This window comes from Streptomyces sp. NPDC001204 (assembly GCF_053598035.1).
Map to the genome: position 1 here is coordinate 211,744 of NZ_JBSFJL010000005.1, position 25,480 is coordinate 237,223.

General features: G+C 72.6%; 19 protein-coding genes. 14 read left to right on the forward strand and 5 right to left on the reverse strand.

What is annotated here, in order from left to right:
- Nucleotides 1–15 precede the first annotated feature (15 nt).
- From ACWC91_RS09755 to ACWC91_RS09800, 10 genes are all read left to right on the forward strand, one after another.
- Entirely contained in the window at nucleotides 16–1,239 is a 1,224-nt protein-coding gene (locus ACWC91_RS09755; protein WP_376499323.1) for an arginine deiminase, read from the forward strand.
- Nucleotides 1,240–1,562: 323 nt separating this feature from the next.
- The gene (locus tag ACWC91_RS09760) at nucleotides 1,563–2,153 is read left to right on the forward strand and encodes a helix-turn-helix domain-containing protein (RefSeq protein ID WP_376499325.1); all 591 of its coding nucleotides are present in this window, start codon (nucleotides 1,563–1,565) and stop codon (nucleotides 2,151–2,153) included.
- 234 nt (nucleotides 2,154–2,387) lie between these two features.
- Nucleotides 2,388–3,485: an ABC transporter substrate-binding protein gene (locus ACWC91_RS09765; protein WP_450642682.1), complete on the forward strand. Its 1,098-nt coding sequence runs from the start codon at nucleotides 2,388–2,390 to the stop codon at nucleotides 3,483–3,485.
- Nucleotides 3,486–3,488: 3 nt separating this feature from the next.
- The gene (locus tag ACWC91_RS09770) at nucleotides 3,489–4,367 is read left to right on the forward strand and encodes an ABC transporter permease (protein ID WP_450642680.1); all 879 of its coding nucleotides are present in this window, start codon (nucleotides 3,489–3,491) and stop codon (nucleotides 4,365–4,367) included.
- Nucleotides 4,364–5,155 (forward strand): ABC transporter permease, encoded by a 792-nt coding sequence (locus ACWC91_RS09775; protein ID WP_141357408.1) that lies wholly within the window; start codon nucleotides 4,364–4,366, stop codon nucleotides 5,153–5,155. Before ACWC91_RS09770 ends, ACWC91_RS09775 begins: the two co-directional genes overlap by 4 nt.
- Nucleotides 5,145–6,317, forward strand: coding sequence for an ABC transporter ATP-binding protein (locus ACWC91_RS09780; RefSeq protein WP_450642678.1), 1,173 nt, complete (start codon nucleotides 5,145–5,147; stop codon nucleotides 6,315–6,317). Before ACWC91_RS09775 ends, ACWC91_RS09780 begins: the two co-directional genes overlap by 11 nt.
- On the forward strand, nucleotides 6,314–7,717 hold the full coding sequence (locus ACWC91_RS09785; RefSeq protein WP_225075808.1) for an NAD(P)/FAD-dependent oxidoreductase: 1,404 nt from the start codon (nucleotides 6,314–6,316) through the stop codon (nucleotides 7,715–7,717). Before ACWC91_RS09780 ends, ACWC91_RS09785 begins: the two co-directional genes overlap by 4 nt.
- Before the next feature lie 14 nt (nucleotides 7,718–7,731).
- Complete coding sequence (locus ACWC91_RS09790) at nucleotides 7,732–8,130, forward strand: cupin domain-containing protein (protein ID WP_225075807.1); 399 nt, start codon at nucleotides 7,732–7,734, stop codon at nucleotides 8,128–8,130.
- On the forward strand, nucleotides 8,127–9,773 hold the full coding sequence (locus ACWC91_RS09795; protein ID WP_376499329.1) for an amidohydrolase: 1,647 nt from the start codon (nucleotides 8,127–8,129) through the stop codon (nucleotides 9,771–9,773). Before ACWC91_RS09790 ends, ACWC91_RS09795 begins: the two co-directional genes overlap by 4 nt.
- Before the next feature lie 336 nt (nucleotides 9,774–10,109).
- Nucleotides 10,110–12,500 carry a beta-N-acetylglucosaminidase domain-containing protein gene (locus tag ACWC91_RS09800; RefSeq protein ID WP_376499331.1) on the forward strand — a complete coding sequence of 797 codons (2,391 nt, stop codon included), beginning with the start codon at nucleotides 10,110–10,112 and terminating at the stop codon, nucleotides 12,498–12,500.
- A gap of 54 nt (nucleotides 12,501–12,554) precedes the next feature.
- Here ACWC91_RS09800 and ACWC91_RS09805 read toward each other — a convergent pair whose 3' ends face one another.
- The 4 genes from ACWC91_RS09805 to ACWC91_RS09820 all read right to left on the reverse strand — a co-directional run bounded on the left by ACWC91_RS09805 (nucleotide 12,555) and on the right by ACWC91_RS09820 (nucleotide 18,632).
- Nucleotides 12,555–13,766 (reverse strand): cytochrome P450, encoded by a 1,212-nt coding sequence (locus tag ACWC91_RS09805; RefSeq protein ID WP_225075804.1) that lies wholly within the window; start codon nucleotides 13,764–13,766, stop codon nucleotides 12,555–12,557.
- A 32-nt stretch (nucleotides 13,767–13,798) separates the two neighbouring features.
- Complete coding sequence (locus tag ACWC91_RS09810) at nucleotides 13,799–15,022, reverse strand: cytochrome P450 (protein ID WP_450642676.1); 1,224 nt, start codon at nucleotides 15,020–15,022, stop codon at nucleotides 13,799–13,801.
- A gap of 56 nt (nucleotides 15,023–15,078) precedes the next feature.
- Entirely contained in the window at nucleotides 15,079–18,126 is a 3,048-nt protein-coding gene (locus tag ACWC91_RS09815; protein WP_450642674.1) for an amino acid adenylation domain-containing protein, read from the reverse strand.
- Between the two features lie 62 nt (nucleotides 18,127–18,188).
- Nucleotides 18,189–18,632: a pyridoxamine 5'-phosphate oxidase family protein gene (locus ACWC91_RS09820; RefSeq protein ID WP_225075801.1), complete on the reverse strand. Its 444-nt coding sequence runs from the start codon at nucleotides 18,630–18,632 to the stop codon at nucleotides 18,189–18,191.
- A gap of 248 nt (nucleotides 18,633–18,880) precedes the next feature.
- Here ACWC91_RS09820 and argF point away from each other — a divergent pair, with 248 nt between their 5' ends.
- Together argF and ACWC91_RS09830 are read left to right on the forward strand one after the other, a co-directional pair.
- Nucleotides 18,881–19,888: an ornithine carbamoyltransferase gene (gene argF / locus ACWC91_RS09825; protein ID WP_225075800.1), complete on the forward strand. Its 1,008-nt coding sequence runs from the start codon at nucleotides 18,881–18,883 to the stop codon at nucleotides 19,886–19,888.
- Between the two features lie 131 nt (nucleotides 19,889–20,019).
- Nucleotides 20,020–21,468 (forward strand): amino acid permease, encoded by a 1,449-nt coding sequence (locus tag ACWC91_RS09830; protein ID WP_450642673.1) that lies wholly within the window; start codon nucleotides 20,020–20,022, stop codon nucleotides 21,466–21,468.
- Here the strand turns inward: ACWC91_RS09830 and ACWC91_RS09835 are convergent.
- Nucleotides 21,431–21,958, reverse strand: a complete 528-nt coding sequence (locus tag ACWC91_RS09835; RefSeq protein WP_374113908.1) for an ATP-binding protein — start codon at nucleotides 21,956–21,958, stop codon at nucleotides 21,431–21,433. The genes ACWC91_RS09830 and ACWC91_RS09835 overlap by 38 nt on opposite strands.
- 318 nt (nucleotides 21,959–22,276) lie before the next feature.
- Between ACWC91_RS09835 and ACWC91_RS09840 the strand changes: the two genes are divergently transcribed.
- Both ACWC91_RS09840 and ACWC91_RS09845 read left to right on the forward strand, forming a co-directional pair.
- The gene (locus ACWC91_RS09840) at nucleotides 22,277–23,104 is read left to right on the forward strand and encodes an enoyl-CoA hydratase family protein (RefSeq protein ID WP_450642672.1); all 828 of its coding nucleotides are present in this window, start codon (nucleotides 22,277–22,279) and stop codon (nucleotides 23,102–23,104) included.
- Nucleotides 23,105–23,122: 18 nt separating this feature from the next.
- Nucleotides 23,123–25,390, forward strand: coding sequence for a bifunctional salicylyl-CoA 5-hydroxylase/oxidoreductase (locus ACWC91_RS09845; protein ID WP_450642688.1), 2,268 nt, complete (start codon nucleotides 23,123–23,125; stop codon nucleotides 25,388–25,390).
- Nucleotides 25,391–25,480: the final 90 nt, after the last annotated feature.

A 25,480-nucleotide genomic window follows, 5' to 3' on the forward strand; every position in this document is an offset into this window, starting at 1 on the left:
GGCCAGGATGGAGGCATGGGATTCCATGTCGACTCCGAGGCCGGGCGGCTGCGCCGCGTCATCCTGCACCGGCCCGATCTCGAGCTCAAAAGGCTCACCCCCAGCAACAAGGACGCCCTCCTCTTCGACGATGTGCTGTGGGTGCGCCGGGCGCGTGCCGAGCACGACGGGTTCGCCGACGTGCTGCGCGACCGCGGGGTCGCCGTGCACCTCTTCGGCGACCTGCTGACCGAGGCGATGGAGATCCCGTCGGCCCGCTCGCTCGTCCTGGACCGCGTCTTCGACGAGAAGGAGTACGGGCCGCTCGCCACCGATCACCTGCGGGCCGCCTTCGAGACCCTGCCCGCCGCCGAACTGGTCGAGGTCCTCGTCGGCGGCATGACCAAGCGGGAGTTCCTGGCCGCTCACGAGGAGCCGACGTCCGTGCGCTTCCACGCCATGGAACTGGACGACTTCCTGCTCGGTCCGCTGCCCAACCACCTCTTCACCCGCGACACCTCCGCCTGGATCTACGACGGCGTGTCCATCAACGCCATGCGCTGGCCCGCCCGGCAGCGCGAGACCGTCCACTTCGAGGCGATCTACCGCTACCACCCCCTGTTCCGGGGGGAGACGTTCCACCTGTGGTCCGAGGGGCAGGCCGACTACCCGTCCACCATCGAGGGCGGGGACGTGCTCGTGATCGGCAACGGCGCCGTGCTCATCGGCATGAGCGAGCGGACCACGCCCCAGGCCGTCGAGATGCTCGCGCACAAGCTGTTCGCCGCCGGATCGGCCCGGACGATCGTCGCGCTCGACATGCCCAAGCGGCGGGCCGTGATGCACCTCGACACCGTGATGACCATGATCGACGGCGACACCTTCACCCAGTACGCCGGGCTCGGCATGCTCCGCTCGTACACCATCGAACCGGGCGCCGAGGACAAGGAGTTGAAGGTCACCGACCATCCCGCGGAACATATGCACCGCGCGATCGCGGCCGCGCTGGGGCTGAGTGAGATCCGGGTCCTGACCGCCACCCAGGACGTGCACGCGGCCGAGCGCGAGCAGTGGGACGACGGCTGCAACGTCCTCGCCGTCGAACCCGGCGTCGTCGTCGCCTACGAGCGCAACGCCACCACCAACACGCATCTGCGCAAGCAGGGCATCGAGGTCATCGAGATCCCCGGCAGCGAACTGGGCCGGGGCCGGGGCGGCCCGCGCTGCATGAGCTGCCCGGTCGAGCGGGACGCCGTCTAATGCTGCGACCGGAGAGGTTCACCGGCTCGCGGCGCCCGGCACGGCACCTCGCCGCGTTGTCGCATCACCCGAGTACATCCGGTACGCGGGCGATGCTCCGCCTTGCGATGCTCCCCCCACAGCCTGAACGGCGTGGGAGGTACCCCCACCACCGGACGCCGCGAGCTTCCCGGCAAACCTTTCCGGTCGCAGCACTGGCCCGTGCCGGGATCACGTTCCGGTGACGGCGGAAGGAGGGTCTTGTGCGGCAGGTCACCTGAGCGTACGGTCCGTATCACGTCAGCGAACAAAGTGTTCGCTGAAGACGCATCAGGTGTTCACTCATGACTGATCGCTCAACTCCGGACCCCTCCGACGCCGCCGCCGACGCGGCGTTGGGGGTCCGTGTCCGGGAGTACCGGACGATGCGGCGGATGTCCCTGCGGGCCCTGGGGGAGGCCGCCCAGGCCAGCCCCGGGTTCCTCAGCCAGCTGGAACGCGGGCAGGCGAACGCCTCCATCGGGATGTTGCGGCGGATCGCCGCGGCGCTCGGCCTCACCGTGGCCGATCTGTTCGACCAGGACAGCGCGCCGGGTCCGAGGGTGGTGCGGCGGGCCGACCGGCCCATGCTGCAAACCGCCCCGGGAAGCCGCAAGTTCCTCATCTCGCAGCGTCCGCTCAGCCATCTGGAGGTGTACGCGGGCGAGTTCGACCCGGGCGCCTCCACGGGTGACGACGCCTACACCCATGGCGACTCCCAGGAGATCCTCCTGGTGATCAGCGGCGCCGTGCGGGTCGAACTCGACGGCCAGGCCCACGACCTGGAGGCCGGCGACAGTATCGAATACCGCTCCTCGGCGCCGCACCGCGTGGTCAACCGCCACGAGGCGCCTGCCGAAATCCTCTGGATCATCAGCCCGCCGACCCCGGACTGACCCCGCCCCCGCCCGTACCCTCACCGCCCGTACCCCTCCCGCCCGCGATCCCCTCTCCGCTCCTGCCCGCGGCGCCGCCGCACCTCCTCACCGCGCCTCCGCCGCGCGGCGCGCCACCGCGCCATGTCCGCGCGGACTTCGCCGCCGTGCGCCTCCGCGCCGTGCCCTCTCGGTCCCCTTGTGTCTTCACCGTCCTTCTTGGAGACAGTCATGCCCGGAATATCACGTAAAATCATGGGGTGTGCCGCTGCCGCCGGCGCCCTGCTGCTGACCCTCACCGGCTGCGCCGGCACCGGCCCGGCCGCCGCCGACGTCGACCTCGGCCCCGGACCGGCCACGGCCGGCCAGGTGAAGAAGGGCGCGCTCGACGGCGTCACCCTCACCTTCGCCTCCTACGGCGGCATCTACCAGGACGGTCAGGAGTCGGCCGCGGTCAAGCCGTTCGCCACGGACTCCGGCGCGCGGATGCTCTCCGACGGACCCACCGACTACACCAAGCTCAAGGCGCAGGTCGACGCCAAGAACGTCACCTGGGACGTGGTGGACACCGACTCCATCTGGGCCGATCGCCAGTGCGGCAAACTGCTGATGCCGCTCGACACCGCCGTCGTCGACACCTCGAAGCTGCCCAAGGAGATGGTGGGCAAGTGCTCGGTGCCGGCCATGACGTACGGCATGGTCCTGATGTACGACAAGTCCAAGTTCGGCGACAATCCGCCGAAGGACTGGGCGGACTTCTTCGACACCACCAGGTTCCCCGGCAAGCGCGCCATCCCCGGCGTGCCCTCGGACGCGGCCCCCGGCCCGCTGGAGGCGGCGCTGATCGCCGACGGGGTCGCCCCCGACAAGCTCTTCCCGCTCGATGTGGACCGGGCCCTGAAGAAGCTCACCAGCGTGCGTTCCTCGCTGGTCTTCTGGGACACCGGCGCCCGCTCCCAGCAGCTGCTGGAGTCGGGTGAGGTCTCCATGGCGATGGTGTGGACCGGCCGCGCCTACTCGGCCGTGAAGAACGGTGCCAAGTTCGCTCCGCAGTGGAACCAGTTCATGCCGGTCGCGGACTCGCTCGCCGTGCCCAAGGGCGCGAGGAACCCCAAGGCCGCCATGGCGCTGATCAACTACTACCTGGGCGCCGACCAGCAGGCCAAGCTCACCGAGCTGACCTCGTACTCGCCGGTCAACTCCGACGCCAAGCCCAAGGTCGACGCGACCGCGGCGGAGTACCTCACCTCCACCCCCGAGCGCCAGGCGCAGGCCCTCAAGCTCGACAACGCATGGTGGGCCGAGAACCAGGAGCAGGTCATCCCGAAGTGGTCCGACTGGCTGGCGCGGTAACCCATGACGGCCCTGATCGAGATCGCCTCCCCGGCCACCGGCGGCCGGCCCCGCAAGGGCGCCGGCGGCCGGTGGGGATGGCTGCTGCTGCCCGCGCTGGTCCTGCTGGCCGTGCTCTTCCTGGTGCCGCTGGGCCTGATGGCCTGGCGCAGCGTCAGCGAGCCCACCCCCGGCGCGGGCAACTACTCCTGGTTCTTCACCAGCGACGTCGCCGTCGCCACGCTGGTGCGCACGCTGGCCGTCGGCGCCGTCGTCACCCTGGTGACCCTGGTGCTCTCCTATCCGTACGCCTACCTGATGACCGTGGTCGGCGCCCGGGCGCGGATCTGGCTCACCCTGCTGGTGCTGCTGCCGTTCTGGACCAGCCTGATGGTGCGCACCTTCGCCTGGGTGGTGCTCCTCCAGGACAGCGGCGTGGTCAACCAGATCCTCGGCACCGTGGGGCTGGGCCCGCTCCAGCTGATCCGCACCCCCGCCGGGGTGGTGATCGGCATGTCGCAGGTGCTGATGCCGTTCATGGTGCTGCCGCTGTACGCGGTGATGAGCGGCATCGACCGCCGGCTCCTCGACGCCGCGCAGGGCATGGGGGCGCGCCCGGCCACCGCCTTCCTGCGGGTCTTCGTGCCGCTGTCGCTGCCCGGCGTGGGCGCCGGCGCGCTGACCGTGTTCATCACCTCGCTCGGCTTCTACGTCACCCCGGCCCTCCTGGGCTCGCCCGACCAGGCGCTGATCTCGCAGCAGATCTTCACCCAGGTCAACGGGCTGCTCGCCTGGGGCCGCGGCGGAGCGATGGGCGTGGTGCTGCTGGCGGTGACGCTGGTCCTGCTGGGACTGGTCGGCATCGTCCTGCGCTTCACCCGCAACCGGGGAGGTGCCCGATGAGGACGGCACCCGCGCGGATCGCGCTGTGGGCGTTCAGCGCGCTGGTGGGCCTCTGGCTCATCGCGCCGACGCTCGTGGTGATCCCGCTGAGCTTCACCGACAAGGCGTCCCTGGTGTTCCCGCCGAGCGGCTGGTCCACCCGCTGGTACACCAACTTCTTCACCGACCCCCGGTGGACCGAGGCGCTGTTCTCCTCGCTCCAGGTCGGCGCCCTGGTCGCGGTGGTGGCCACCGTGCTGGGCACCGCCGCCGCGATCGCGCTCACCCGGTCCGGCTCACGCTGGGTGAAGGCGTCGTACGGGCTGCTGCTGGCACCCATGATCGTGCCGACCGTGGTGGTCGCCATCGGCGTGTACGCGCTCTTCCTCCAGTACAACCTGCTGGGTACCCTGCTCGGCTTCGTCACCGCCCACACCGTGCTCGCCCTGCCGTTCGTGATCATCCCGGTGACCGCGAGCCTGCGCGGTTTCGACCGGCGCCTCGAGGACGCCGCACTGATCTGCGGCGCCACCCGCTGGGGCGCCATCCGGCAGGTGACCCTGCCGCTGATCGCCCCGGGCGTCGTCTCCGGTGCCCTGTTCGCCTTCGTCACCAGCTTCGACGAGGTCGTGGTCTCGCTGTTCATCCAGAGCCCCTACCTGCAGACCCTGCCGGTCAGGATGTTCGCCAGCGTGACCCGGGACACCGACCCCACCATCGCCGCGGCCGCCACCCTGATCATCGTCTTCACCACGGTGCTCGTGCTGGCCGCCACCTTCGCCACCGCCAGGAGGAACCGTGTCCGCTGACACCAGCCTCATCAAGGCGCGCGGAGCCCGTATCGAACTGGCGCAGGTGCGCAAGGAGTACGCGGACTCCGTCGCCGTCGACGACGTCTCCCTGGTCATCGAACCGGGCGAGTTCATGACCCTGCTGGGCCCCAGCGGCTCCGGCAAGACCACCACCCTCAACATCATCGCCGGGTTCACCGCCGCCACCTCGGGCACGCTGACCATCGGCGGCAGGCAGATGCAGGACCTGCCGCCGCACCGGCGAGACATCGGCATGGTCTTCCAGCACTACGCGCTCTTCCCGCACATGACCGTCGCGGAGAACGTCGCCTTCCCGCTCAAGCAGCGCAAGGTGCCGAAGGCCCGCCGCGCCGAGATGGTCGAGGCGGCCCTTCAGACCGTACGGCTCGGCGGCTACGGCCACCGCAGACCGCGCGAACTCTCCGGCGGTCAGCAGCAGCGGGTCGCCCTGGCCCGGGCCGTGGTGTACGAGCCGAGCGTGCTGCTGATGGACGAGCCGCTCGGCGCGCTCGACAAGAAGCTGCGCGAATCCCTCCAGCTGGAGATCAAGCGGGTGCACCAGGAGGTCGGCTCCACCTTCGTCTTCGTCACCCACGACCAGGAGGAGGCGCTGGTCCTGTCGGACCGCATCGCCGTCTTCGACGACGGGGGCATCCAGCAGGTCGGCACCGCGAGCGAACTCTACGAAAAGCCCCGCAGCCTCTTCGTGGCCGAGTTCCTCGGCGAGTCCTCCACCGTCCGGGGACGCGTCGAGGCGGACGGCGACGACTCCTGCCTGCGGGTCGGCGACCGCACCGTACGCGTCGCCGGACGGCGGCCCGAGGGCGGCGCGGCCGCCGTCGTGGTCCGCCCCGAGCACCTGCGGGTCCAGCCGGCCGCCGAGCCGGTCGCGCCCGGGGTCAATACGCTGCCCGCCCGTGTCACCCAGGAGATATACCTGGGCTCCGGCCGCAAGCTCGAACTCGCCCTGCCCGACGGCACCGTGCTGCTCGCCCGCGAGCAGGCCGACCGGCTGTCCGGCGTCCGCCACGGCGACGAGGTCACCGTGGTCTGGGACGTCGAACGGGGCGTCCTGCTCGACGACCCCTCCAGCACCACCCACCCACCCACTTCCGGCGACCGGATCCCGGTCGCCGCCGCGGAAGAGAGCGGACGATGAGCACCACCCCCGCCACCAGCCCCACCTTCGTCAACGGCGACGTCTCCTTCTGGTTCCGGGAGAGCGGCGTCCCCGCCCGCCGCCCCGCCCTGCCCGGCGACCTGGACGTCGACGTCGCACTCGTCGGCGGCGGCTACACCTCCCTGTGGACCGCCTACTACCTCAAGAAGTCCCAGCCCGACCTCAGGATCGCCGTCCTGGAGAAGGAGTTCGCCGGCTTCGGCGCCTCCGGCCGCAACGGCGGCTGGCTCAGCGCCGAGCCGCCCGGCCAGATGCGCCGCTACGCGAAGTCGCACGGCCGGGAGCCGGCCGTCGCCATGCAGCGGGAGATGTTCTCCTCCGTCGACGAGGTCATCCGGGTCGCCGCGGAGGAGGGCATCGACGCCGACATCCAGAAGGACGGACTGCTGCACGTCGCCACCAACGCCGCGCAGGAGCGGAGGCTGCGCGAAGGGCTGCCCACGCTGCGCGCCGAGGGCTGGGGCGAGGACGACCTGGTCGAACTCGACGCGGACCGGCTCGCCGAGCGGGTCCGCATCGCCGGCGCCCGTTACGCCCAGTGGAGCCCGCACTGCGCCCGCATCCAGCCCGCCAAGCTGGTCCGGGGCCTGGCCGACGTGGTCGAGCGGATGGGCGTCGCCGTCTACGAGGGCACCGAGGTCACCGAGATCCGCCCGCGCGAGGCGGTCACCACCCACGGCACCGTCCGGGCGTCGTACGTCATCCGGGCGCTGGAGGGGTTCACCGCCGGACTGCGCGGCCACCGCCGGGTCTGGCTGCCGATGAACAGCAGCATGATCGTCACCGAGCCGCTGCCCGCCTCCGTGTGGGAGGAGATCGGCTGGCGCGGCGCCGAACTGATCGGGGACGAGGCCAACTCGTACTGCTACATCCAGCGCACCACCGACGGCCGCATCGCCATCGGCGGGCGCGGCATCCCGTACATGTTCGGCTCCCACGTCGACCAGCGCGGCGAGACCCGGGACGCCACCCAGGCGCAGCTCCAGGCCATCCTCAGGCAGCACTTCCCGGCCACCGAGGGCGTCGCGATCGACCACACCTGGTCCGGAGTGCTGGGCGTGCCGCGCGACTGGTGCGCCACCGTCCACCTGGACCGGGACACCGGCCTCGGCTGGGCCGGCGGCTACGTCGGGCACGGCGTGACCACCACCAACCTGGCCGGACGCACCCTGCGCGACCTGATCCTCGGTGAGCAGACCGACCTGACCCGGCTGCCCTGGGTGGGCCGCAAGGTGCGCGGCTGGGAGCCGGAGCCGCTGCGCTGGCTCGGCGTGCGCAGCCTCTACGTCGCCTACCGCGCCGCCGACCGGCACGAGAACTCCGGTCTGGAGCGCACCTCCGTCATCGCACGCGTCGCCAACGTCATCAGCGGACGCTGAAAGGAGCAGTCCCCATGGAAACCGCCAGCGCCACCGCCAATGCCGCCCTCGTCCCCGCCGTCGCCTTCCTCGCCGACGCGGCGAGCGCCGACCTGCCCCCGGCGACGCCCAAGCCGACCAGCACCACCGGCCAGCGGGAGACCACCCGCACCCTGTGGCAGTCCCCCGACGGGCTGGTCGAGGTCGGCGTCTGGGAGTGCGACCCCGGCCACTTCACCGCCACCCGCGAGGGCTACGACGAGGTCTGCCAGGTGCTGACCGGATCCGCCACCGTCCGTACCGAGGGCGGTGAGGACGTCGAGCTGCGTCCCGGCGCCACCCTGGCGATGCCGGCCGGCTGGCGCGGCACCTGGCAGGTCCACGAGACCCTCCGCAAGGTGTACGTGGTGCGCACCCACGGGACCGGCGCATGACCCTCGTCCTGCACGGCGGCCGGGTGTGGACCGGCGATCCGCGGCGCCCGCACGCGACGGCCGTCGCCGTGGCCGGCGGCCGGATCACGGCCGTCGGCACCGACGCCGAGGTGCGCCGGGCCGCCGGCCGCCCGTCCGAGACGTTCGACCTGGCCGGCCGGACCGTGGTGCCCGGCCTCCAGGACGCGCACATCCACCCGGTCTGGGGCGCCCTGGAGGCGCTGCGCTGCGACCTCACGGGCGCCACCGACGCCGAGGGCTGCCTCACGGCCGTCCGGGAGTACGCGGCCGCCCACCCCGGCCGGCCGTGGATCCTCGGCGGCGGCTGGAGCATGGACTGCTTCCCCGGCGGCTGGCCCACCCGGGAGCCGCTGGACGCTGCCGTGCCGGACCGGCCGGTGTTCTTGCCCAACGCCGACCACCACTCGGCGTGGGTCAACTCGGCGGCACTGGAGCGCGCCGGGATCGACGCGGCCACCCCCGACCCGCCGGCCGGGCGGATCGAGCGCGACGCGGCCGGCCGGCCCACCGGGGTGCTGCACGAGAGCGCCATGGACCTGGTGGCCCGGCTGCTCCCGCCGGACACCGTCGAGGACCAGCTCGCGGCGCTGAGCCACGCGCAGGCCCACCTCTTCCGGTACGGCGTCACCGGCTGGCAGGACGCCATCGTCGGCGCGTACGGCGGGGCCGGCGACACGCTCGCCGCCTACCGGCGGGCCGACGCGGAGGGACTGCTGAAGGCCCGGGTCACCGGCGCCCTGTGGTGGGACCGCGACCGCGGTCCGGAGCAGCTCGACGACCTGGTGGCGCGGCGCGGCGAGCCCGGCCGCCGCTTCCGGGCCGGCGCCGTGAAGGTGATGCAGGACGGCGTGCTGGAGAACGGCACCGGCGCCCTGCTGGAGCCGTACCTGGACTCCTGCGGGTGCGCCACCGGCAACCTCGGCCACTCCAACGTGCCCGCCGCGCTGCTCGCCGAGGCGGTGACCCGCCTGGACGCCGCCGGCTTCCAGGTGCACTTCCACGCGATCGGCGACCGGGCGGTGCGCGAGTGCCTGGACGCGGTCGAGGCCGCGGCCGCGGCCAACGGAGCGCGCGAGCGGCGCCACCACATCGCCCATGTGCAGCTGGTCGACGACGCGGACATCGGCCGCTTCGCCGCTCTGGGGGTGACGGCCAACGTCCAGTCGCTGTGGGCGACCCATCACCAGCAGACCGACGAGCTGACCAATCCGTTGCTGGGCGAGGGGCGAGCGGGCCGGCAGTACCCCTTCCGCCGGCTCCTGGACAGCGGCGCCCGGCTCGCCGGGGGCAGCGACTGGCCGGTCACCACGGCCGACCCGTGGCAGGCCATGCACGTGGCCGTGCACCGCACCGAACCGCCCGGCTCGGCGCACACCGGATGGCCGGGCGCCGACCGCCCGTTCGTGCCGCACGAACGGCTGGAACTGACCGACATCCTGCGCGCCTACACGGCCGGCTCGGCCTGGGTGAACGGCAACGACGACGAAGTCGGCCTGCTGCGCGAGGACATGGCCGCCGACCTCGCCGTCCTCGACCGGGACCTCTTCGCCCCGGACACGGCCGTGTCCGGCACCCGCGCCGTACTCACGCTGGTCGCGGGGGAGACGGTCCACGCCGAGTGAGCGGACGTGCGGCGCAGCGGTGCCGGGAGTGGCCCCCGGGGCGGCAAGTGGTCTAGACAACATGTCGTTCCTGTGCGAGCGTGACGCCCGCAAGTCTTCGTCCACTGTGGTCCCGGTGAGTGCTGCCCCGGAGAGGAGTGAGGAGGCTCGATCTGCCGTGCGCCGGTGCGGCCGGGCGGTCAACCCGCCTGCCTCGCGGCGCTGTTGAGCACCACCGGGAACGCCGTCCAGGCCACCCGTGCGGCAAGGCCGTCCCCAGGCGCCGCCGGCAGGACCGGCGGCGTCGGCGAAGGCCGTCGCCAACGGTGGCTCCGCTCCAAGGAATTGGACGCATCCATGAAGAAACGCCGTTCGCTGCTCACTTCTTGTCTCCTGGCCGCCGGACTGACGGCCGGAGCCCTCGTACTGGTCCCGCAGGCCCACGCCGAACCCGCTCCCGCGCCGGGGCAGGGGCTGCCCGCCGTCTCACCCGTCCCGCAGTCCCTCTCCCGCGCCGGGGCCGACGCCAACGTCACCGGGCGGGTGGTCGTCGTCGCCGACGACGGCACGGACACCGCCGCCCGGGACCGTCTCGTGCGCGAGCTGCGGGCCCACGGTGCCGACCGCGTCGACGTCGTCACCCCGGACCGGGCCGTCCCCGCGGGACTGCTCACCGTACGCCTCGGTCCCGCCACCAGACCCGACATCGCCAAGGCGCTCGGCGACACCCGCGTGCCCCAGCACGCCGAGGGCTACGCGCTGCGGGTCGGCACGGGCGGGCCGCAGCGCCAGGTCGCGCTCGGCGGCGCGGACGCGGCCGGGCAGTTCTACGCCGTGCAGACCCTGCGGCAGCTGTTCGTCCGAGGTGAGGACGGCTGGCGTGTCGCGGGCGCGGAGGTCAGTGACTACCCGTCGATGCCGCTGCGGGGCACCATCGAAGGCTTCTACGGTCAGCCGTGGTCCGCCACCGAACGGCTGGACCAGATGGACTTCTACGGCGACGTCAAGGCCAACACCTACGTCTACGCACCCAAGGACGACCCGTACCACAGGGACAAGTGGCGCGAGGCGTATCCGGCCGGCAAACTCGCCGAGCTGGGGACCCTGGTGCGGCGCGCGAGCGCCAACCACGTCCGGTTCACCTTCGCCGTGTCCCCGGGCGGGTCCATCTGCTACTCCGACCCGGCGGACCGCGCGGCGCTCAAGGCGAAGCTCCAGGCGGTGTACGACCTGGGCGGGCGGGCCTTCTCCATCCCGCTGGACGACATCAGTTACACCCGTTGGAACTGCGACGGCGACCGGGAGAAGTTCGGCGCGCCGGGCCAGGCGGCCGCCGCAAGGGCGCAGGTGGACCTCCTCAACGACGTCCAGCGCACCTTCGTGGACACCCACGAGGGCACCCAGGCCCTCCAGATGGTGCCCACCGAGTACGGCGACCTGACCGACACCGCGTACAAGCAGACCATGCGGGCCACGCTGGACCCGAAGGTCGTCGTGATGTGGACCGGGACCGACGTCGTCCCGCCCTCCATCACCAACAGCCAGGCGGACGCCGTGTCGAAGCTGTTCGGCCGGAAGGTCTTCGTCTGGGACAACTATCCCGTCAACGACTTCGGCAACACCCAGGGGCGGCTCCTGCTCGCGCCCTACGACAAGCGGGAGACGGGGCTCGGCGACCATCTCAGCGGCATCGTCGCCAACCCCATGAACCAGCCCTACGCCAGCAAGGTCGCCGTGTTCGGAACGGCCGACTTCACCTGGAACGACCGGGCCTACGACGCGGCGTCGAACTGGACTCGCGCCCTGTCCTACCTCGCCGGGGGCGACCGCGCGGCCACCGGGGCACTGGCTGTCTTCGCCGACCTGAACCACCTCGCCCCCACGTTCGGCGCGAAGCCGTGGCAGCCGCAGGCCCCGGCGCTCGACGCCCGCGTCAAGCGGTTCTGGCAGGAGTGGGACGCGGGCCGGCGCACCGAGGCACTGGCCGAGTTGCGCGAGTACGCCGCCGCCATCGCCGACGCGCCCGCCGTCATCCGCGGGGGAACGGTGCAGGCGGGCTTCGTGGCCGACGCGGAGCCCTGGCTGAAGGCGACGGAGCAGTGGGGGCGGGCGGCCGTCGCCATGGCCGACGCGCTCGCGGCCCGGCAGGCGGGCGACGCTGACCGTGCGCAGCAACTGCTCACCACCTCCCGCGACCTCCAGCGCAAGGCGGCGGCCGTACGGGTGGACCCGGCCCGCAACACCTGGGGCAGCGTCCAGCCGAAGATCGGTGACGGCGTCCTGGACGCCTTCCTCGTCCAGGCCGATGTGCGCCTCGGCCTGTGGGACGTGGCGGGCGGCACGGAGAACCTGGCACCGGCGGGCACCGCGACCGCGTCCAGCGTGGAGCAGGACCTCGACCGGCTGGCCGCCCGGTACATCAACGACGGTGACATGGGCACCCGTTGGGCCTCCGGCTACCAGGACGACGCCTGGGCGCAGATCAAGCTCGCCGCACCCGCGAAGGTCGCCGCCGTGACCGTCGCCTGGGAATCCGCGTGCGCCGAGCGGTACCGGCTGGAGACCTCCGCGGACGGTGTCGACTGGACCACCGCCGCGACCATGGCCCCGGCCGAGTGCGGAACCGACGTCATCCGGCTGACGGGCGACGAGCCGGTGTCCTACATCCGGATGCAGGGCGTCAAGCGCCGTACGACCTGGGGGTACTCCATCTACGAGATGGCCGTCTACGGCAAGCCGGTGGCCTGAGCCGGACCGGCCGCGGGTGACCTCGGCGAGGAACCGCTCGCCGGTTGGCGGCGCTCACCAGTGGACCGGAAGGGTGAGCGGTGACTTGCTCGGTGACTCGTCCTCCCAGATGGGCTGGTGGCCCTCGGCCAGGCGCAGGTTCGGGAGGCGGTCGAACAGCGCTTCCAGGCACACGGTCATCTGAGCGCGTGCCAGGTGGGAGCCGATGCAGTTGTGCGCCCCGCGGCCGAAGGTGAGGTGGGGGTTGTCCGCGCGGCACAGGTCGAGCCGGTCGGCGTCGGTGAACACGTGCTCGTCGCGGTTGGCCGCGGCGAGCACGGGCAGCACGGCGTCGCCGGCCCGGATGGTCCGGCCGTGCAACTCGATGTCCTCGACGGCCTGGAGGACGACCACGCCGTTCATCACCGGGACATAGCGCAGGAGTTCCTCCACCGCGCCCGGCATGAGGTCGCGGTGGTCGCGCAGGCGTGCGTACGCGCCGGGCAGGGTCAGCAGGGTCAGCACGGCGTCGGCCAGGAACATGGTGCTCGTGCGGTACCCGGCGACCAGCATGGACAGCCCGAAGTTCACCGCGCTCTCGTGGTCCAGAGCGCCGCGCCCGCACTCGTCGACCAGCCGGGTGAGCATGTCGTCGCCGGGGCCGCGCCGCTTCCGGTCGAGCAACGAGTTGATGTACTCGCGCAGTTGGGAGGTGGCCTCACGGCCCTCCTCCAGCGTGAGGATGGCCCCGAGCGCGGCGTCCGCCCTGGGCAGGAAGTAGTCGCTGTCCTCGTAGGGGATGCCGACGAGATCGCACATCACCATGACGGGGAAGGGCTCGAGGAACCGGACGACCAGGTCCCCGGGCTGGTCGCTGCCGACGAACGGATCCAGCAGCCGGTCGGCCGACCGCCGGATGCGCGGCAGCCGGCTCCGCACGGACCGGACGCTGAACGGCTCGCTCAGGGCCCGGCGCAGGGCGGCGTGCCGGGGGCCCTCCAGTTCCATCATCGTGACCAGGCCCGGTTCGTCACCGGGGACATGGCCGGGGCGGGGCGGCCAGTCGGTGATGCTCGGCCTGATCAGCCGGGCGTCGGCGATCAGTTCCTTGACGTCGTCGTAGCGGGTGGCGTACCAGGCGGTGGCGCCGATCGGCAGCCTGACCCTGGCCAGGGGGCACTCCCGGCGCAGCCGGCCGTACTCCTCGGGCGGGCCCATGGTGCCCGGCGGGGGGAGGGGCAGATCGATGACGGGCACGTCGACGGCGGGTTCCGGCGTGGTGTTCACGGGTGGACCTCCCCTGGTGCGTGCGGGTCGGGTCACCAGCCGACCGGGAGGGTCAGCGGTGACTTGGTGACGGACTGGTCGTCCCAGAGGGGTTCCTGCCCCTCGGCGGGACGCAGTCGCGGGAAGCGGTCGAGCAACGCCTCCAGCCCGACGGTCAGTTCGGCGCGAGCCAGGTGCGCGCCGACGCAGTTGTGGGTTCCCCGGCCGAAGGTGAGGTGGGGGTTGTCCGCGCGGCACAGGTCGAGCCGGGCGGCGTCGGCGAACACGCTCCCGTCGCGGTTGGCGGAGGCCAGCACCGGGATGACGGCGTCGCCCCCGCGGATGGTCTGCCCGCCCACCTCGATGTCCTCGGTGGCCAGCAGCAGCACGGTGCCGTTCATCACCGGCATGTACCGCAGGAGTTCCTCCACCGCGTCCGGCATGAGGTCGCGGTGGTCGCGCAGGCGGGCCCACTGGTCCGGCCGGTGCAGCAGCGTGTGCACCGAGCCGGCCAGGAAGAAGCCGCTGATGCCGAAGCCGACCGTGAGCATGGACAGCCCGAAGGCCGTCACCTCCTCGTCGGTCAGCGTCCCGTCCTCGCACTGGCGGACCAGCAGGGTCAGGACGTCGTCGCCGGGCCGGCTCCGCTTCCGCGCGATCAGCTCGGCCACGTACGCGCGCAGCAGGTCGGTGACCCTGCGCCCCTCCTCGGCGGTCACCATCCCGTCGAGGGCCGAGTCCAGGACCGGCAGGAACCAGTCCCGGTCCCCGGAGGGGATGCCCACCAGGTCGCACAGCACGAGCAGCGGGAACGGCTCGGTGAACCCGGCCACCAGGTCGCCGGGAGGGCCGCCCTCCGCGAACCCCTCCAGCAGCCGGTCGGCGAGTTCGCGGATGCGCGGCAGCCGCTCCCGGACGGCTCCGGAGCTGAACGCCGAGGCCACGGACCTGCGCAGCGCCAGGTGCCGGGGGCCGTCCAGTTCCGCCATGGTGACCAGACGGGGTCCCTCGTCGGCGGCCGGGCCGGGACGGGGCGGCCAGTCGTTGATGGTCGGCCTGATCAGCCGGGGGTCGGCGAGCAGCGCCCGGACGTCCTCGTACCGGGTGACGTACCAGGCGGTCGCGTCCATCAGCAGCCCGACCCTGGCCACGGGGCGGCTCTCGCGCAGCCGCGCGCACGTCTCGGGCGGCCCCATGGTGCCCGGCGGCGGGAGGGGGAAGTCCAGGACGTCCGTCTCGGGGCCGGGTGCCTGCGCGCCGGGTGGGGGAGGGGTCATGCTCGCTCCTGTGCTGGGGTGGCGTCGGCCACGGGCGCTCGACCGCAGGGGTGCGGCTACGGGCGCTCGATGTAGCCGGTGGCGTAGAAGTACTCCAGGTAGCGGTCCAGCAGTGCCGCGTCGACGGGCGGGCAGCGCAGCCCCGTGCCGGCCAGGTCACGCTCGACGTTGGCCCGCCCCACGGCCGGGAAGGTGCCCTCGAAGTACATCTCCTTGACGGACATGTCCGCCTGCCTGCAGCGGTCCACGCACAGGGAGACGAACGGGGCGGTGGGGCTCGTGGGGTGCCGCGCGACATGGCGGACGAGGTCGTCCACCCATTCCTCGTAGGGGAGCCGCCGGATCCGGTGGCCCCCCGCGTCCATCCGGTCGAGCATGTCGCGCAGGCTCGCCGGGTGGGGGTTGGTCAAGTGGTAGGTCCGGTGGCCGGCGCGGTGTGCGGTGGCGATGTGCACCACCGCCTCGGTGAGGAAGTCCACCGGGACGAAGTCCAGCGGCAGCGGGATGTCGGGGGCCAGCCCGGTCTCGGTGATCGTCTTGAACAGCGAGCAGATCGCGGTGTCGGTGTTGCACGCGCCGGTGCGCCGGTCACCGGTGATCTCGTACGGCCGGTGGACCGCCACCGGAAGGCCCTGGCCCGCGGCGTCGCGCAGCACCTCCTCGGCCACCCACTTGCTCTCGGCGTAGCCCATGGTGAGCCGGTCGGCGTGGTCGAGCGGCAGGTCCTCGTCCACGTGCCGCACGCCGGCGGTGCCGAAGCCGGCCAGCACCGCGATGGTGGAGAAGAAGTGCACGGGCACGGCGCGTTCGGCCGCCAGACGTACGAGCTGCCGGGTGCCCTCCACGTTGGCGCGGCGCAACGCCTCGTACGGATAGAGGAAGTTGACCTGTGCGGCGGCGTGGATCACCAGGTCGAGGGCGCCGGCCAGTTCCTCGGCGCGGCCCGGTTCCAGACCGAGACCGGGCTCGGCGAGGTCCGCCGGGAAGCACTCGACGCGGTCGGCGGCCTCCGTGGCGGCGAGGCCGAACCGGGCCAGGTTCCGCATCACCTTCTGCCGGGCGTGCGCGGCGTCGCGGCCGCGCACCGGGCAGTGCACCCGGGCGTCGGTACGATGCAGCAGCCGGTCCAGCAGGAAGGCGCCGACGAAGCCGGAGGCGCCGGTGAGCAGCACCTCCCGGGGGTGCCGCCAGTCCGGTTCCGGGCCGCGCGGCGGCGGCAGGGTGAAGCCCAGCCGCGCCTCGGCGCGGAAGTCCACGGCGCCGGCGTCGGGGGCCGCCCGGGCCCGCCGGCCCTCGACGGAGGTGAGGGCGGTGACGGCGGCCGTGAAGTCCTCCAGGGTGGGGGAGCGCAGCAGACTGTGGATCAGGGTGCGGCCGTGCCGGGCGTCGAGGCCGAAGGCGGCCAGGGTGCGCGTGACGGCCTCGGCCGCCAGCAGGGAGTCGCCGCCGATGTCGAAGAAGCTGTCCCCGGGCGCCGGGTGCACACCCAGCACCACCTGCCACACCCGCGCCGCCGACTGCTGCGGACCCGGCCCGGGGCGGTGGCCGGGCGCCGGGGCGATGGCCCCGTCCGCGCCCGCCAGCAGGCGCAGCCGGCGGCGGTCGACCTTGCCCCCCGCGGTCACCGGGAACCGCCCCATCTCCACCAGCCGCGCGGGCACCGCGGCCGCGGGCAGCCATGCCGTGAGCCCGCCGCGGATGCGGTCCAGCGGCAGCGCCCGGCCCGGCCGGGCCGGTGTCACGTATCCGATCAGACTGTCGCCCTCCAGTTCGACGACGGCCTCGCCGACCGCGTCGTCCGCCCGCAGCCGCGCCTCCACCTCGTCCGGCTCGATGCGGTGCCCGCGCAGCTTGATCTGCCGGTCCACCCGCGCCCGGTACTCCAGTACGCCGTCCGCCCGCCGGACCACCCGGTCACCGGTGCGGTAGAGCCGCGTGCCGGGCTCGAAGCGGTTGTCGACGAAGCGCTCGGCGGTCAGCTCGGGGTCGCCGAGGTACCCCAGCGCGAGCCCGTCCCCGCCGACGAGGAGTTCGCCCTCCTCACCGGCGTCCGCGAGCGTGCCGTCCGCCCGCACCACGTAGCAGGTGGAGTTCTCCAGCGGCCGGCCGATCGGCACCGCCGTCGCCTCGGGAGGCAGACCGTCCACCAGGTGCGCGGTGGAGACCACGCTGTTCTCGGTCGGACCGTAGAAGTTGACCACGGTGGTGTCCGGGCAGGCGGCCAGGATCGCGCGGGCCAGCTCCGGGTCCATCGCCTCGCCGCCGGCCGAGGCGAACCGCAGGGACCGCAGCGCCGACGGCCTGGTGCGCCCGATGTGGTGGAACACCCCGGTGGTCAGGTAGGCGATGCTGACCCGCTCGGACAGCAGCCGGGACTCCAGGGCGGCCGGTGACAGCAGCTCCTCCTGATCGGCGATCACCACGCAGGCCCCGGCGAGCAGCGTGGACCAGATCTCGATCGTGGAGGCGTCCGAGGAGAGGCCGTAGGCGTGCAGTACCCGCTCGCCGGGGCGCGGCCGCTGCCACACCAGGTCGGAGGCGGCCAGCCGGACCACGCCGCAGTGCGGGACCGCAACGGGTTTGGGACGGCCGGTCGAGCCGGAGGTGAACATCACGTAGGCGCAGTCACCGGGCAGTACCCCGGTCCGCGGGAGCGCGGGCGGCTCGGCCGGCGCCGACCCGTCCAGGGCGATGCGGGTCCGCACCCGCCGGATGCGGCAGACACTGCCGGGCAGCGTCACCACGGTGTGCACCCCGGCGTCCTCCGCCATCGCCTGGAGCCGTCCGGGCGGGGAGGCGTCGTCGAGCGGGACGTACGCGGCGCCGGTCTTGAGGATGCCCAGAAAGGCGACCAGCGCCTCCAGGGACCGGCTCCCGCACACACCGACCCCGTCACCGCGCCGCACCCCGGAGCCGATCAGCCGGGCGGCCAGCGCGTCGGAGCGGTCCTTCAGCTCGCCGTAGCTCATGCTGCGGCCGTGCTGTACGGAGGCGGTCGCCCGGGGACGCAGCGCGGCCTGGGAGTCGAACAGCTCGTGCAGACAGCGATCGCGCGGATACCACAGCGTCCCCGCGTTCCACGCCGGCGCCACCGGAAGCGTCATCGGGTCAATGACCATGGGATGTCCCGTCTGTGCTGCACGTGAATCGCCTGCCGCACGGAGGACTAGGTGTCGAACTCCGCGGCGAAGGCGGAGAAGTCGGCCGTCCTCCACCTCTCGGGCCGCATGCGGATGAGGATGTCGTCGGCCAGCTGCTCCTGGTTGGCCGCCAGGTACGCCGTCGCGGCGTCCGCGTCCAGGTACCGGTGGGCCAGCGCCTCGTGCTCGGCCGGGGGCACCGGATCCTCGACGTCCACGACCGGTCCCTCCACGCTCACATAGCGGTACGGCGCCGATTCGTCCTGCACGCAGAGGCTGAACCGCCCGGCGTCGCGAACCAGGCGGGCCTTCAGCGCCTGCCGCCCGGTCTCGATCGCCACCAGCCCGCCGGGCCGGTAGGAGTACCAGAGCGGAACCAGCAACGGCCCACCGCCGTTCCGGGGATCGTTCACCCCCAGGATTCCCACGTGGAGGCCGGCGAGGAACTCCTCCCGGTCTTCGACCGACATCCTGAGATCCACGGGTACCACCTCGATCGGGCAGAGAATCCCGCAGGGCATCCTCGGGCGGCACGGAGGCCCGCACGGGTCCCGGCGGCTGAGCCGACGCGGAGGCCGAGACGGGCCCCGACTCCCAGAGTTCAACAGACCCGCGCTGTTCGCATCCCGGACCCCGGCGAGGGTCCTGTATATAAATGTGGAACATCGTATAGACTTCCATAGTCCGCACTCGTCCCACCGTCCCCAGGAGCTCCCCGATGGTGCACGTCCCGACCGGTTTCACCGGCCGCCACTTCCTCAAGGAGCTGGACTTCACCGAGGACGAGTTCCGCGGCCTGGTCGGGCTGGCCGCCGAGCTGAAGGCCGCCAAGCGGGCCGGGACCGAGACGCGGTACCTGCGGGGCCGCAACATCGCCCTGATCTTCGAGAAGACCTCGACGCGCACCCGCTGCGCGTTCGAGGTCGCCGCCGCCGACCAGGGCGCCTCGACGACGTACCTCGATCCGTCCGGATCGCAGATGGGGCACAAGGAGTCCGTGAAGGACACCGCCCGTGTCCTCGGCCGGATGTTCGACGCGATCGAGTACCGGGGCGACAGCCAGGACGCCGTCGAGGAACTCGCCGCGCACGCCGGCGTCCCCGTCTACAACGGGCTCACGGACGACTGGCACCCCACGCAGATGCTCGCCGACGTGCTCACCATGACCGAGCACTGCGCCAAGCCGCTGCGCGAGACCGCCTTCGCCTACCTCGGCGACGCCCGCTTCAACATGGGCAACTCCTACCTCGTCACCGGCGCCCTGCTCGGCATGGACGTACGGCTCGTCGCCCCCAAGAGCTACTGGCCCGCCCAGGGCGTCGTCGACCGGGCCCGCGAGCTGGCCGCCTCCAGCGGTGCGCGCATCACCCTCACCGAGTCCCTGGAGGAGGGAGTGCGCGGCGCCGACTTCGTCGCCACCGACGTCTGGGTCTCCATGGGGGAGCCCAAGGAGGTCTGGGACGAGCGGATCGAGGCCCTGGCCCCGTACGCCGTGACGATGGACGTGCTGCGCGCCACCGGCAACCCGGACGTGAAGTTCCTGCACTGCCTGCCGGCCTTCCACGACCTCGGCACCGAGGTCGGCCGCGGGATCCACGAGCGACACGGCCGCACCTTCCTGGAGGTGACCGACGAGGTCTTCGAGTCCGCTCACTCGGTCGTCTTCGACGAGGCGGAGAACCGTCTGCACACCATCAAGGCGATCATGGTCGCCACCCTGGCCTGACCGGCCGCCCTCAGGACCCGCGGCCCGGAGCCACCCCTTCCGCCGCCGTGACGCGACCTCCCTCCGGCCTCCACAGGCGGGGGACATCCCCGAGGCCGCCCCGCACCACCAGAAACGAGCACCACCCCCGCATGTCCACTCCCCGCATCAAGTCCCCGGCCCTCCTCGTCGCCGAGTCCGGCGCCGACCGCGCGGGCCACGGCCTCAAGCGCACGATGGGCCTGTTCCAGCTCGTCTGCTTCGGCATCGGCGCGATCGTCGGCACCGGCATCTTCGTCGGCCTGTCCGACTCGGTCGCCCAGGCCGGTCCCGCCGTCGTCGTCTCCTTCGTCCTGGCCGCGATCACCTGCGTGTTCACCGCCTTCTCCTTCGCCGAGCTGGGCGGCGCGATCCCCGTCTCCGGGTCCTCGTACTCCTTCGCCTACGCCGGCCTCGGCGAGACCACCGCCTTCCTGGTCGGCTGGTGCCTGCTGCTGGAGTACGGCATCTCCATCTCCGCGGTCGCCGTCGGCTGGAGCCAGTACGTCAACGAGCTGCTGCACAGCCTCACCGGATGGCAGCTCCCGGCCGCCCTCTCCGCCGGCCCCGGCGACGGCGGGATCGTCAACCTGCCGGCCGTCCTCGTCATCGCCATGGCCTGCGTGCTGCTGGTGCGCGGAGTGCGCGAGAGCGCCCGGGCGACCGCCGCGATGGCCGTGCTCAAGCTCGTCATCCTCGTCGCCTTCTGCGTCATCGGGTTCTCCGCCTTCAAGCACGGCAACCTCACCCCGTTCTCGCCGGCCGGACTCGGCGGCATCGGCGCGGGCACCACGGCCGCGTTCTTCTCCTACATCGGCTTCGACGCGATCACCACCGCCGGCGAGGAGGCCAGGAACCCGCGCCGGGACATCCCGGTCGCGATCCTCGTCTGCATCGGCCTGGTCACCCTGCTGTACTGCGCGGTCGCGCTCGCCGCGATCGGCGCCATCGGCGGCGACCAGGTCGGCGGCCGGCCTGCGGCGCTGTCGTACGTCGTCAACACGGTCACCGGCTCCTCGGTCGGCGGCGCCGTCATCGCCTTCGGCGCGGTCGTCGCCATCGCCTCCGTGGTGCTGACCGTGACGTACGCCCAGTCCCGCATCCTGATGTCGATGTCCCGCGACGGGCTCGTGCCGCCCGTCCTCCAGAAGGTCTCGCCCCGCACCTCGGTGCCCGTCGCCGGCACCCTGATCGTCGGCGTGGTCTTCGCGGTCCCCGCGGCGTTCGCGTCGCTGGACGTCGTGGTCAACCTGTGCACCATCGGCACGCTCGCCATCATGGCCGTCGTCAACATCGCCGTGATCACGCTGCGCCGCCGCGAGCCGGGCCTCGTCCGCACCTTCCGGGTGCCGCTCTACCCGGTGCTGCCGGTGCTCGGCGTCGGCTGCTCCCTGTACCTGATGTACGAGACCGGCTGGACCACCTGGCTCCAGTTCGCCGGCTTCCTCGTGGCCGGGCTGCTCGTGTACCTGGGCTACGGACGCCGGCACTCCCGGCTGGCGGCGCGGGCCGGGGCGGCGGAGGTCACGCCGGGCGCAGCCGAGGCGGACCGGACAGCCTGAACCACACCGCCTTGCCCGACGCGGTCGGGCGGTGCCCGCAGGCGGAGCTGAGGGCGCGGATCAGCAGCAGGCCGCGTCCGTGCTCCTGCCAGGGGTCCGGGGCCGTGAGGCCCGGCCGGGTCAGCCCGCCGGGCGGGTCCGGGTCCGGGTCGTGCACCTCGACGTGGCAGCCGGTCGGCAGCAGCTCCACCACCAGCTCTATCGGACCCCGCCCCACGGCGTGCTCCACGGCGTTCGCGACCAGCTCCGCGGTGAGCAGCTCCGCGGTGTCGCTGTCGGCCGTGTGCTCCAGCTCGGTCAGCGCCGTACGGACCAGGGCGCGGGCCACCGGCACGGCGGCCGCCGAGTGCGGCAGCGCGACGCGCCAGGACGGAAGTGACGGCACGGAGTGCCTCCGTGAGGGGCGGTGGCCGGGTGACGGGTGGGCTGCTGAAGGGGGTTCGTGCAAGGTGTGTCCGATCGTGGCGGGGGGCGTCCCGGTGATGAACATCAGGTTGTCCCGCTTTCAACGAGGGGAATGGTACGGGGGCCGTCCGCGAGGACTTTCGGCGGCCTCGTCCTCGGGACCGCCGGGCCCGGCACGGTCGGCTTACCCCGAGGGACGGCCGTCCTCCCCCGGCCACTCCCGTCGTTACCTCCCTATCGACGAGCCGTGACCAAGTGCTGGGTACCGGTCACAGTGGCGCGACTGTATCGCGTACTCGTGACGACAGTCAGGAACAAGTGATAAGTTCGGTGGGGAGAGCCGTCGAGGCAGAGGCCGGCGCGGCAGCGGTTCGTGGCAGTCCCCCCGAGGAGGCCCTGCGTCATGAGTCCCTTCACCGGCTCCACCGACCGCACCTCCCACTGGCGCCATCTGCGCGTCGAGCGCGCCGACGGCGTCGCCACGGTCACCCTCGCCCGCCCCGACAAGCTCAACGCGCTCACCTTCGGCGCCTACGCCGACCTGCGCGACCTGCTCGCCGAACTGTCCCGCGAGCGGGCCGTGCGCGCCCTGGTACTGGCCGGCGAGGGCCGCGGCTTCTGCTCCGGCGGCGACGTGGACGAGATCATCGGCGCCACCCTGAGCATGAACACGTCCGAGCTGCTCGACTTCAACCGGATGACCGGACAGGTCGTGCGGGCCGTACGGGAATGCCCGTTCCCCGTGATCGCGGCGGTGCGCGGGGTGGCGGCCGGGGCGGGAGCGGTCCTGGCCCTGGCGGCGGACTTCCGGGTCGCGGACCCCACCGCCCGGTTCGCCTTCCTCTTCACCCGCGTCGGCCTGTCCGGCGGCGACATGGGCGCCGCCTATCTGCTGCCCCGGGTGGTCGGGCTCGGCCACGCCACCCGGCTGCTGATGCTCGGCGAGCCGGTACGGGCGGCCGAGGCCGAGCGGATCGGCCTGATCAGCCACCTCACCGACGAGGGCAGCGCCGACGAGGCCGCGCGGTCCCTGGCCCGCAGGCTCGCCGACGGCCCCGCCCTCGCCCTCGCCCAGACCAAGGCCCTGCTGACCGCCGAACTGGACATGCCCCTGTCCGCCGCGGTCGAACTGGACGCCTCCACCCAGGCCCTGCTGATGAACGGCGAGGACTACGCCGAGTTCCACGCGGCCTTCACCGAGAAGCGCCCCCCGAAGTGGCGGGGGAGGTGACCGGGGGTGACCGGTGCCATGAGGGTCGCGGTCATCGGCGGCGGACCCGGCGGCCTGTACGCCGCGGCCCTGCTGAAACGGCTCGACCCGGCCCGTGAGATCACCGTCTGGGAGCGCAACGCGCCCGACGACACCTTCGGGTTCGGCGTCGTGCTCTCCGACGAGACGCTCGGCGGCATCGAACACGCCGACCCGGTGGTGTACGAGGCCCTGCGCCGGGAGTTCGTGCGCTGGGACGACATCGACATCGTGCACCGGGGCACCCGGCACACCTCCGGCGGCCACGGCTTCGCCGCGCTCGGCAGACGGCGCCTGCTGCGGATCCTGCACGAACGCTGCCGCGCGCTCGGCGTCGACCTGCGCTTCCGCACCGAGGCGCCGCACCCGGAGCGGCTGTCGCGGACGTACGACCTGGTCATCGCCGCCGACGGCGTGCACAGCGCCACCCGCGAGGCCTACGCCCACGTCTTCCGGCCCCGGGTGACCGGCCACCGCTGCCGCTACATCTGGCTGGCCGCCGACTTCGCCCTCGACGCCTTCCGCTTCGAGATCGCCGAGACCGAGCACGGCGTGGCGCAACTGCACGGCTACCCGTATGCGCCGGACGCCTCGACGGTCATCGTCGAGATGCGCGAGGAGGTGTGGCGCGCGGCCGGCTTCGACACCATGGACGAGCAGGAGTCCGTCGAGCGCTGCGCCAAGATCTTCGCGGACGCGCTCGGCGGGCGGCCGCTGCGCTCCAACAAATCCGCGTGGACCACCTTCCGCACGGTCGTCAACGAGCGCTGGTCGCACGGCAACCTGGTACTGCTCGGCGACGCCGCCCACACCGCCCACTTCTCCATCGGCTCCGGCACCAAGCTCGCCGTCGAGGACGCCCTCGCGCTCGCCGCCTGCCTGGACGAACAGCCCTCCCTGCCCGAAGCGCTCACCGCCTACGAGCAGGAGCGCAAACCGGTCGTCGCCTCCACCCAGCGCGCGGCCCGGGCCAGCCTGGAGTGGTTCGAGAACCTGGACCGCTACCTCGGCCAGCCGCCCCGCCAGTTCGCCTTCAACCTGCTCACCCGCAGCCGCCGCGTCACCCACGGCAACCTCCGGCTGCGCGACCCTCGCTTCACCGACGCCGTGGAGCGCGAGTTCGGCTGCCCGCCCGGGACACCGCCGATGTTCACCCCGTTCCGGCTGCGCGGACTGACCCTGCGCAACCGGGTCGTCGTCTCACCCATGGACATGTACTCGGCCACCGACGGCGTCCCCGGTGACTTCCACCTCGTCCATCTGGGCGCCCGGGCCCTCGGCGGCGCGGGCCTCGTGATGACCGAGATGGTCTGCGTCAGCCCCGAGGGACGGATCACCCCTGGCTGCGCCGGCCTGTGGACCGGACGGCAGTCCGACGCCTGGCGGCGGATCACCGACTTCGTGCACCTGCAGGCCCCGGACACCGCGATCGGCGTGCAGCTCGGCCACAGCGGACGCAAGGGCTCGACCCGGCTGATGTGGGAGGGCATGGACGAGCCGCTGCCCGAGGGCAACTGGCCTCTGACGGCCGCCTCCCCGCTGCCGTACCGGCCGGACAGCCAGATACCCCGCCAGGCCGGCCGGGCCCAGCTCACCGACATCCGCGAGCAGTTCACCGCCGCCGCCTGGCGTGCCGCCCGGGCCGGCTTCGACCTGCTCGAACTGCACTGCGCCCACGGCTATCTGCTCTCCGGTTTCCTCTCCCCGCTGACCAACCGGCGCACCGACGCCTACGGCGGCTCACTGGACAAGCGGCTGCGCTTCCCGCTGGAGGTCTTCGACGCCGTACGCGGAGTGTGGCCCGAGGACCGTCCGATGACCGTGCGCGTCTCCGCCACCGACTGGGCCGAGGGCGGTACGACCGCCGCCGAGGCCGTGGAGATCGCCCGCGCCTTCGCCGCGCACGGAGCCGACGCGATCGACGTGTCGACCGGGCAGGTGGTGGCCGACGAACGCCCCGAGTTCGGGCGGTCGTACCAGACGCCGTTCGCCGACCGGATCCGCCACGAGGTGGGCGTGCCGGTGATCGCGGTCGGCGCGATCTCCTCCTGGGACGACGTCAACTCCCTGATCCTGGCCGGGCGTACGGACCTGTGCGCGCTGGCCCGCCCGCACCTGTACGACCCGCACTGGACCCTGCACGCGGCGGCCGAGCAGGACTACACGGGCCCGTCCGCCTTCTGGCCGACGCCCTACCGGGCGGGCAGCCGCCGCCCCCAGACGGGCCGCACGGACGCACCCAAGCCCCGCCTGGCACTGGGTGGTTGACCGGCCCCTCACCGGGGTGGGCGGCTGCCGTCCGCGCGAGGGCGGGCCGTGGGGGTGCGTTCAAGCCCCGCCTGGTGCTGGGCGGTTGAG